Below are 2274 nucleotides of genomic sequence, written 5' to 3'. Positions count from 1 at the left end.
AAGGGTGGTGTTTGGACCATCTTCTCGTCATTCCCGCGCAGGCGGGAATCCAGGGGCGCTGGCGCTGCGTTTGCCGCTCTGGATTCCCGCCTGCGCGGGAATGACGAAATGATTTTATTTCAAGAGCTTGATTTGGCCTCGATCACATCGGCTTGCACTGGACGACGCCCTTGGCGAAGAACTGGATGCGGCCGAGCGGGTCCATGATCGTCAGGCTGGTGGCGAGGGTCTTGACCACGCCGTTCTCGGTCGGCTTGGCATCGGGCAGCGGGGCAAGGAGCAGGATGCGGTCCGGGCCTAGATATCGCGTACGGGCGGTTTCCGGGAGGATCTGGCTCTTCTTGTCGGCGGGGATGCGCTCGATCTTGCCCTTGACCTTGATGATCGCCTCGCCCTCCTGCGCCAGGGCGAGCGCGGACATGCCGCCGCCTTCAGGGGTGAAGTTGCAGCCCGCGCCGTAAAGCTCGTTGTCCTTGATGTCGGGATAGGTGATCGGCTCGGGCTGGACCGTGCTGGCGGGCGGCGGCGGTGGCGGCGCCCCGGGGCCGCACGCGGCGAGCAGGAAAACCGGAGCCAGAGCAAGTCGCCGCATCATTTCCTCCCGAAGAGCTTTTCGATATCGCCGTGGGCGAGCTTGATCCATGTCGGCCGCCCATGGTTGCACTGGCCGGAACGCGGCGTCACTTCCATTTCGCGCAGCAGCGCATTCATTTCGGGGACGCTGAGTACCCGCCCGGCCCTTACCGAACCATGGCAGGCCATGGTTGCCAAAACCAGATCGCGCTTCTCGCCGAGCAGCAGGGCGGCGCCGTTTTTCGCAAGATCGTCGGCGACATCGCGCACGAGCGCCTGCACGTCGCCGCCTTTGAGGACGGCGGGAACGGCACGGACGAGCATGGCGGCGGGACCGAAGCGTTCGAGCGCGAGGCCGTAGGTGGCGAGTTCGGCGGCGGCTTCCTCGAGGCGGTCGCAAGAGGGTTCGTCGAGCTCGACCACTTCGGGGAGCAGCAGGGCTTGCGCGGGGGCGGTGCCCTCCCCCGCCCCGGCGGCGCGCAGGCGTTCGAGCACCAGGCGTTCGTGCGCGGCGTGCTGGTCGACGAGGACGAGGCCATCCTCGGCTTCGGCGACGATGTAGGTCTGCGCGATCTGGCCGCGTGCGACGCCAAGGGGGTGGCCAATGCCAAGACTGGTGACGGCCTCGACAGCAGGTTCGGCGCGGGCGGCGGGGGGCGCCATCAGGGCAGCTTCGTAGCCGCGCCAGACCTGCCCGGCTTCGGAGACGCGGGCCGTTTCGCGGTGTTGCCAGAAGAGGTTTGATTGCGGCGCGGCAACGGGCATTGGTGCGATGGGTTCGGCCTGCCAGGCCTGCATTGCGCCTGCATCGGGGGCCTGTGCGGAGCGGCGGTCGCCGGTGGTGAGCGCCTGGCGGAGGCCCGAGACGATCATCCCGCGCACCAAGGTCGGATCGCGGAAGCGCACTTCGGTCTTGGCGGGATGGACGTTTACGTCGACTTCTTCAGGTGGAACCTCAAGAAACAGCGCGAGGACGGCATGGCGATCGCGCGCGAGCATGTCGGCGTAGGCACCGCGCACCGCGCCGATCATCAGCTTGTCCTTTACCGGGCGGCCGTTGACGAAGAGGTACTGGTGGTCCGCGACGCCGCGGTTGTAGGTCGGCAGGCCGGCGACGCCCATCAGGTGATAGGGGCCGCGCAGCAAGTCGACCGCGACGGCATTGTCGTGCAGCTCGCGCGCGACGAGCTGGGCGGTGCGGGCGGCGAGTGTGTCACCCGGCTGGACGTGGAGGGCGCGGCGGCCATCATGCTCCAAGGTGAAGCCGACATCGGGCCGTGCGAGCGCGAGGCGGCGGACGACATCGAGGCTGGCGGCCCATTCGGCGCGCGGGCTGCGCAGGAACTTGCGGCGGGCGGGGACTTTGCCGAAGAGGTCCTCGACCCGGACGCGGGTGCCCGGGGGGAGCGCGGCGGGGCCATCGGAGACGACGGTGCCGTGATCGACGACGCGCTGCCACGCTTCGCCCGTGGGGCCGGCGCGGCTTTCAATGGTGACGCGGGCGACGGAGGCGATGGAGGGAAGCGCCTCGCCGCGGAATCCCAACGTTGCAACCATCTCGATGGCTTCGTCAGGGAGCTTGGACGTCGCGTGCCGCTCCAGGGCCAGCGCGATCTCGTCTGCGCGCATGCCGCAGCCGTCGTCGGTGACTTCGATGAGCGAGAGGCCGCCTTCCGCGAGCCGTACGGAAATGTGGCTCCC

At 68.4% G+C, this 2274-nt stretch carries 2 protein-coding genes; both read right to left on the bottom strand.

Annotation, left to right across the window (positions count from 1 at the left end; genetic code table 11):
* Window positions 1–142: 142 nt before the first annotated feature.
* Window positions 143–592, bottom strand: a complete 450-nt coding sequence (locus IP83_RS11545) for a hypothetical protein (RefSeq protein ID WP_156309689.1) — start codon at window positions 590–592, stop codon at window positions 143–145.
* Window positions 592–2274, bottom strand: a 1683-nt coding sequence (mutL, locus tag IP83_RS11540; RefSeq protein ID WP_054122374.1) for a DNA mismatch repair endonuclease MutL, incomplete at its 5' end; no start/stop codon positions are given. The genes IP83_RS11545 and mutL, both read right to left, overlap by 1 nt.

It is taken from the genome of Novosphingobium sp. AAP93, from assembly GCF_001296055.1.
Lineage (GTDB): Bacteria > Pseudomonadota > Alphaproteobacteria > Sphingomonadales > Sphingomonadaceae > Novosphingobium.
This window is presented reverse-complemented; position numbering and strand designations above follow the sequence as displayed.

Excerpts from the sequence above, each read along its gene's own strand:
- IP83_RS11545 (WP_156309689.1), bottom strand. The coding sequence starts at position 592 with ATGCGGCGACTTGCTCTGGCTCCGGTTTTCCTGCTCGCCGCGTGCGGC.